The organism is Rhodopirellula sp. JB055 (genome assembly GCF_043100905.1).
GTDB lineage: Bacteria > Planctomycetota > Planctomycetia > Pirellulales > Pirellulaceae > Rhodopirellula.
Window position 1 is genome coordinate 1 of record NZ_JBICHO010000099.1, and the last position, 6,487, is coordinate 6,487.

At 56.7% G+C, this 6,487-nt stretch carries 8 protein-coding genes; 4 read left to right on the plus strand and 4 right to left on the minus strand.

Annotated elements, in window-relative coordinates; translation table 11 throughout:
• Nucleotides 1-193 (minus strand): hypothetical protein (locus tag ACF8AM_RS04015; RefSeq protein ID WP_392554395.1); only part of this gene is annotated, 193 nt, incomplete at its 3' end.
• On the opposite strand from ACF8AM_RS04015, the gene ACF8AM_RS04020 reads away from it, so the two are divergent.
• Both ACF8AM_RS04020 and ACF8AM_RS04025 read left to right on the plus strand, forming a co-directional pair.
• Entirely contained in the window at nucleotides 192-1,811 is a 1,620-nt protein-coding gene (locus ACF8AM_RS04020) for a hypothetical protein (RefSeq protein ID WP_392554396.1), read from the plus strand. The two genes, ACF8AM_RS04015 and ACF8AM_RS04020, sit on opposite strands and share 2 nt — an antisense overlap.
• Nucleotides 1,808-2,278: a hypothetical protein gene (locus tag ACF8AM_RS04025; RefSeq protein ID WP_392554397.1), complete on the plus strand. Its 471-nt coding sequence runs from the start codon at nucleotides 1,808-1,810 to the stop codon at nucleotides 2,276-2,278. The genes ACF8AM_RS04020 and ACF8AM_RS04025 overlap by 4 nt, the downstream gene beginning before the upstream one ends.
• A 29-nt stretch (nucleotides 2,279-2,307) precedes the next feature.
• On the opposite strand, the gene ACF8AM_RS04030 is transcribed toward ACF8AM_RS04025, so the two are convergent.
• On the minus strand, nucleotides 2,308-2,874 hold the full coding sequence (locus ACF8AM_RS04030) for a GNAT family N-acetyltransferase (protein WP_392554402.1): 567 nt from the start codon (nucleotides 2,872-2,874) through the stop codon (nucleotides 2,308-2,310).
• Between the two features lie 72 nt (nucleotides 2,875-2,946).
• On the opposite strand from ACF8AM_RS04030, the gene miaA reads away from it, so the two are divergent.
• Nucleotides 2,947-3,957, plus strand: a complete 1,011-nt coding sequence (gene miaA / locus ACF8AM_RS04035; protein ID WP_392554398.1) for a tRNA (adenosine(37)-N6)-dimethylallyltransferase MiaA — start codon at nucleotides 2,947-2,949, stop codon at nucleotides 3,955-3,957.
• On the opposite strand, the gene ACF8AM_RS04040 is transcribed toward miaA, so the two are convergent.
• Both ACF8AM_RS04040 and ACF8AM_RS04045 read right to left on the minus strand, forming a co-directional pair.
• Entirely contained in the window at nucleotides 3,937-5,067 is a 1,131-nt protein-coding gene (locus tag ACF8AM_RS04040; RefSeq protein WP_392554399.1) for a hypothetical protein, read from the minus strand. The genes miaA and ACF8AM_RS04040 overlap by 21 nt on opposite strands.
• 56 nt (nucleotides 5,068-5,123) lie before the next feature.
• On the minus strand, nucleotides 5,124-5,525 hold the full coding sequence (locus tag ACF8AM_RS04045; RefSeq protein WP_392554400.1) for a response regulator: 402 nt from the start codon (nucleotides 5,523-5,525) through the stop codon (nucleotides 5,124-5,126).
• A gap of 309 nt (nucleotides 5,526-5,834) precedes the next feature.
• On the opposite strand from ACF8AM_RS04045, the gene ACF8AM_RS04050 reads away from it, so the two are divergent.
• A partial coding sequence (locus tag ACF8AM_RS04050; RefSeq protein WP_392554401.1) for an AAA family ATPase occupies nucleotides 5,835-6,487 on the plus strand: 653 nt, incomplete at its 3' end.

Consider the following 6,487-nt stretch of genomic DNA (forward strand, 5'->3'; position numbering starts at 1 on the left):
CCCCCGGTTCTCGGGTGTTTAGTTTTTTTTTTTGTTTGGTGTTGTTTTTTTGTGTGGTTTGTGCCCGTGCCTTCTTTAAATAACCTGCAAAAAAAACCAGCCACTCGCCCCCCCCCCCACTACGATCAACCCTCATTTTTAGCTTTGACGGGCCACTCGTTCTTTGTTTCCCTTTTCCGGACGATCGAGTCATGTCTTCCCTGGACGTCACGTTCGAGATTCTCAAGACACACACGTCCCCCAGCGCCGGAGAAGTGTTGCAGCGAGGCGTCACAAGCGGCGACCGCTCCACACGCCAACGTAGCCTGCGAGCCATGGCGCATCGGAAAGACGTCAAGACGCTCAACTGGTTAATCAATCGCTTCGAAAAGTATCACGACGATCTTCTTTCCGCACTGACCACATCCGACAACCAAATCGATGCAGGATGCTTGGGCGCTGTCGTCACCAAGCAACTCGCGAAAGGCGGATGGAATCAAGCCGTGGGACTGCGGTTGATTGATATGATCGAATGCCTGAATCAAACGACGGCACTCGAAACACTGATCGACCTCGCTCAACATCACGAAGACTCGATGATTCGGGCGGCGTCTGGCGAGGTCACTTTGGCGCTTGCCAGTCCCCTTTCCAAACCCATTCGCCACCGCAACCACACCGCTCGCATCGACCCGGAAAAGGAACGATTCCGACAACGAATCGCAGAGCAACTGGCCGTTGCGGTCCAACAACACAACGCTCATCGCAACAACGATTTGCTAGATGCATTCCTGGTCATTTCGGATTGGAATGACGCATTGCTTCAGCAGTTGATCAGCGATGAATCCGCATCGCAAGAGACACTGCTGCGCCGAATGCGGACCAGCGAGCACCAGGCCGTGCTTCAGCTCCTCTCAGGATTCATCCGACGACGCAAAATTCCTGGGCCGGTGATCAGCCTGCTGCTTCGTCGACACGATGCCATGTTCTGCGAAGCCTTGCTGGATACCATCGGGGATTCCCCTACTCCAATCACCGCGATCAATCTGCGCGAATACGGATTGCCGGATTGCCTGCGTGGTGGCGAATCCTTCATGCGTTCCCTTGGCAGTGATCGCGACGCCGCGATGTGCAACTCCTATTCGATCACAATGCCACATGAATCTGAATCGATCCACATGGTTCTAGCAATGCTCGAACGAGGCGACGAAAGCAAAACGCGGGTTGCGGAAGTCTGCCTAAAACGCATTGAAGCGGCGTCTCTCAACGATTGGATCGCGATCTTGGAAACGGCCAGCAAACAGCAAGCCAAACGTGAGCAAACCGGAGACGACTCCACGACGGATCCTGCGATCACCAATATCGACCGCCAAATCGAACAATTGAACGGACTGATTGAACTCACCGACCATGAGTCTGCCCCGCTGGCTCAAGCTGCCCAAGCATTGCTCGTGCATTTGAACACCCACGAAGCCCTGCCAATTTTCGCAAACCTTTCCCCCGATGTCGGTCGACGGCTTGGACGCGTCCTGATGCAAGTCGACTCCAGCACTCTGGACACGGTTCGATCGGGATTGCGGCACGCTGTCATGAAAAACCGACTGGATGCGATCGCGTTCGCCGAGTCACTTGGCCTGGTCGATTTGATGATTGATCCGCTTCGAACGATCGCCGAAACCGATCACCAAGTCGCGAAACTACGGACCGCGAAAGCACTGGCGCACGGGACAGGACCACAATCTGAAACCGTGTTGCGTGAACTCTGTGCCACCCCGAAAGGCTCCTTGCGTGACGCAGCGCTCGCTGCCATGGATGAGCGAGGACTGATCCTATGAATCACGCCTTCCAATTCGCCAAACTGATCCACGCCGATATGTTCACCGAATCCGTGACAGAACCATCTCCGCTGCTGATGAACGTCACTCGAATGTCTGATTTGGCACCGCGGTACGAAACCGCCGTCAATCAATCATCGCTTTCGATCGCCACGATCGCCTGCCTTGTACTGGCAATCATCGCCATCGGCGGCGTCGCCGTTTGGTACTACCGCACGCGTGAACCAGAAGTCCCAACCAGTGACGCGCTCACCATGGAACTGTGCCGGGCTCACGGCTTGCCAATCTTTCACCGAGGCTTGATCGATCGATTGGCCGTCGCGGCTGAACTGCCCCACGCCGCAGAAATGTTCCTTTCCCCAGCTCATTTCGACAACGCTGTCGCGAAAGCCAAACGAGTCATGCGGTTGCGCCGTCATCACCAAAGTTGGCTGGGCGAGATCCGTCGTTCGCTTTTCGACACTTGATCCGCTGAGTGCCCAAGCAACTGATCCGATCAGACGCCGGCGACTTCACACGCTTTGTATACCACCTTGGTCTGGCGAAAACCGATTCGCTCATAAAGCTTGACCGCGTGAGTGTTGGCCGTGGTGACTTCCAAATGCATGCGATCCAGTCCTGCGGATTTGAAACCTGACGCCGCACGCATCATCAGCAATCGTCCCAACCCGTTGCCACGGTGTTCGGGGACAACGCCCAAGTTTTGGACCGCCCCCCACTCATCCAAATCCAAACCTTGGATGGTACCGACGGGAACCGGACGGCCACCCGGACGATCTCGATAGCGGATCAACCAGGTCGCCTCGGGCACAAACGCCGCCCGACTGGTAATCTCTCGCATCAAACGCAGACAACCATCGCGGCGGCCCAAACACGGGAACACATCCGCGTCCATCTCACTGCGGAACGACTGAAATTTCGCTGCCGCATGTTCGCGGACCAATCCCTCGTCAAACGCGGCCCATTCGTAACCGCGAGCGGCCATCTCCGCCGCGTCCCAAGAACCGCTCCACTGGCGCAGATCCATCTCCATGCGGTAACGGCGAAAGTAAGTCATGCCCACTCGGGTTGCCCCCTTTCCTGGATCACGGTCTCTTGTGAACAATCCAGTTTACCACATCAACTGACTTTCGAGATGCAACCTGACACACGATCCCAGCCCTTTCCCCCTTTGTTCGACGATGTGATCGTTCTGACCGGTCCGACCGCTTCGGGCAAAACAGAATTGGCATTGCGGGTCGCGGAAACTCTCGCGGCCGCAACGAATGGCCGGCAAGAAATCGAAATCCTTTCTCTGGATGCCATCGCGGTTTACCGCGGCATGGACATCGGTTCCGCGAAACCCACCCCCAGCCAACTAGAACGAGCCCCCCACCACCTGATCGACTTGGTCGACCCTTGGCAAGAATTCAGCGTGGCGGAGTACCTGCATTCCGCTCATGCATGCGTCCAAGACATCCTGGATCGCGGTAAACGACCGATGTTTGTCGGCGGCACCCCGATGTATTTGAAAGGTGTCCTGCGTGGGTTCGATGCTGGTCCGCCCGCCGACGAAGCGTTCCGAAACGCTGTGGAAGAAGACCTGAAGCAACATGGAATCGGCGCACTGCGGGACCGTTTGCAACAAGTCGATCCGCTATCGGCCGCGAAGATTGATCCGGGTGATTCACGTCGGATGATTCGCGCACTCGAATTCGCTCGTGCCACCGGCACCCCGATCAGCCACCGACAACTGCAATTCGATGCCGCTCGATCCAGCCACGAAGGACTTGTCTTTGCATTGCGAGTTCCTCGTCCGGTTTTGCATCAACGAATCGAACAACGCGTCGAGGCGATGTTCGACGAAGGCTTGGTCGCAGAAGTGCAAGCTCTATTGGCGATGGAACAACCGCTTTCCAAGACATCACGCCAAGCGGTTGGCTACCGTGAAATCATCGAAGCGATCGAGGCCGGTGACGCTCCTGAAACCGCAGCAGAACAAGTCGTCTTTCACACCCGACGTTTGGCTCGACGACAAGAAACCTGGCTGCGATCGTTCTCCGAAATTCGCGGCCTCGGGTCTTTCGAGTCAGACTCAGCCCCCGACCTCGACCAGTGCGTTCAGACGATGGTCGAAACCATTCTGTCATTCGATCGCGGGAACTGACTTCCGCGAACTGGATTCGCTGACTCGGTTCCAATCATCATCGCTCTCAAAGTGTTCGCGAGAGAAATACATGGCGCGGTTGTTTTGCAAATGCCAAACCATGGTCTCGTCCATCCATTCGATTCTTTGGCATTCGTCGCGAAGCAGGCGAACACCGTTCGTTTCAGTCACACTGACCACTTCATCAGGGCTGATCCATCCGTGCTGTTGCCAAGTGGTGTCCTGAGTCGGAATCGCCATCCATCGCCAACTGTTGTAAAAGTATCGCACGGTACTGAGAGCCAAAATGAGAGCCCCCAAGGCGATGAACCAGTGTCCGAAGTGCCAAGCCAACAACGTCGCGACGCCATAGACGACGACCATGCCACCGTTGCGGTACATGATTTTCCGAACCGCCGCGTGGTCCACCGGCACGTGCAACGTGACCTGCCCGTCAAAGGTAATCGCTGACTCAGGACGCTTTCCCAACTGCTGACAATTTCGTTCCATGACCGCATCACGATCCAGTGGCTTCGCATCGGGTTGTTGCCAGATCGTTTGAAGTTCGGTCCAAACCGTTTCGTCGAATCGTTCGAACAATCGCTTGGCAAGATAGAGTTGAACGTAAGGCCCCTCGAACAACGGAACTCGAATGCCATGCTTCGTTGTCTGGCTCCGTCGGCAATAGTCCCTGTTTAGAAAATGGGTTCGTTCACCATCGTTGACCAGCAACCCCGCTGGCACAAATTTACCGACCGCACGCCCCACCAAATCGGGCCGCTGCTTCAACGCCCGCCGTGCTCGTCTGGATGGTTGGACGTATTGAGTCGCTGCCGCAAACCCAATCGCAACCAAAACGCAGATCAAGATTCCCAAAACGGTTTCGGAATCCACACCACTGAAGATCACATTGGTCGTCGACACCACGATTCCGATCGCAAACGCGGGAATGACCATTCCCCACATCAACACCGCCAAAAGGATCCACAGCCCTCGTTCTGGGATCAACTTCCGAATGTCGTCTTCGGTGATCTCGCCATCAAACGCCAGAACCGCGTCGTCTTGATCGGCTCTGGCGAAGGAGTCCGACTCCGATCCGCTCGGTCGCATCGACGTCGCGTACGGGTTCACCGACACTCGTTTTGGGTCGGTCCTCGACGTTGGCTCGGTGTCACCGTCAGCATCCCTCATTCCGGCGGATGCCACCCGTAAGTTTCTGTCAAACCGCCGCATACAATTTCGCGAAGCTGCCCCAACCGAACGGGTTTACGAAGAATTTTGTAGGCCCGCATCCGAGCCGCTTCCCGCTCGATGGCTTCGTCCATCATCGCGCTCATCAAAACGTACGGCATCGCATTGGGACGCTGCGAGAGAATTCGCATCACATCCAGCCCGGTTACACGCGGCATGTGCACATCGAGAAGCACCATGTGAATGGCGTTCTTTTCGATCACGCGGAGAGCTTCGTCACCGTCAGCCGCCTGTGCCGTCTGCACGCCGCGGCGCACAAGCGCTTCGCAAATCACGCCGCGAAAATCGGCGTCGTCGTCGGTCACCAAGACAGTTGGGATCATGCCAGCGTCGACCATGGCTCATCCACACCCCCGCAAACAAAAAAGAAGATTGATTCACGTTCATTCGTGAATCCCTCCATTATACGTCATCAACTCGGTTTTGGGTTGCTTTGCCAGAGAGAGCCTTTTTCCGGCATGATCGGCTCACCACGCTCATCCCTCCTTTCCGCGGGAACCCTCCCAGAACGCCGCTGGACGCCTGAATCGCTCAGTCAATCACCACGGCAATCGAACATCCCGGCTATCATGGAACGCTGCCTCGCGGGCTTCCATCCGCGTCGCGACCTTATCCGTCGGAGTCTCCCGTCACCGGAGCGTTTGCCCTTGAATTCCAAAGCGACCCCGCCTGCCGCTCCTCGTGGCGAAGCAAGCCCTCCGCCAGCGACGGGTTCCAAACCGGCTGCGTCCAAATCCCCCAGCAGCGCTCCCGCAGACGTTTCGGCGGTTGCGGAGCTATCCAAGAGAGTCATCGGCAACGTCGAACACGCGATTGTTGGCAAGCGAAAACAGCTCGTTCTGTCGATGGTCGCCTGGCTCAGCGGCGGACACATCCTTCTGGAAGACGTTCCCGGTGTGGCCAAAACGATGCTCGCCCGCGCCCTCGCGAAAAGCCTCGGTTGCCACTTCAAACGAGTCCAGTGCACCCCCGACCTGCTGCCCACCGATGTCACCGGCACGTCGATCTTCAACCAAAAGAACGCGGAGTTCGAATTTCGTCCCGGCCCGGTGTTCACGCAGATCTTGCTCGCCGATGAAATCAATCGAGCCACGCCGCGAACGCAAGCCTCGCTGTTGGAAGCGATGGCAGAGTCTCGCGTCACGGTCGACGGAAAATCCTACACGCTGAACCCGCCGTTCCTTGTCATCGCCACTCAAAACCCCGTCGATCACGAAGGAACGTTCCCACTGCCCGAGGCCCAACTCGACCGTTTCCTGATGCGGTTTTCTTTGGGGTACCCATCGATCGAAGAAGAACT

Coding starts and splice junctions, on each gene's coding strand:
- ACF8AM_RS04020 (WP_392554396.1), top strand. CDS start 192: ATGTCTTCCCTGGACGTCACGTTCGAGATTCTCAAGACACACACGTCC.
- ACF8AM_RS04045 (WP_392554400.1), bottom strand. CDS start 5,525: ATGGTCGACGCTGGCATGATCCCAACTGTCTTGGTGACCGACGACGAC.
- ACF8AM_RS04025 (WP_392554397.1), top strand. CDS start 1,808: ATGAATCACGCCTTCCAATTCGCCAAACTGATCCACGCCGATATGTTC.
- miaA (WP_392554398.1), top strand. CDS start 2,947: ATGCAACCTGACACACGATCCCAGCCCTTTCCCCCTTTGTTCGACGAT.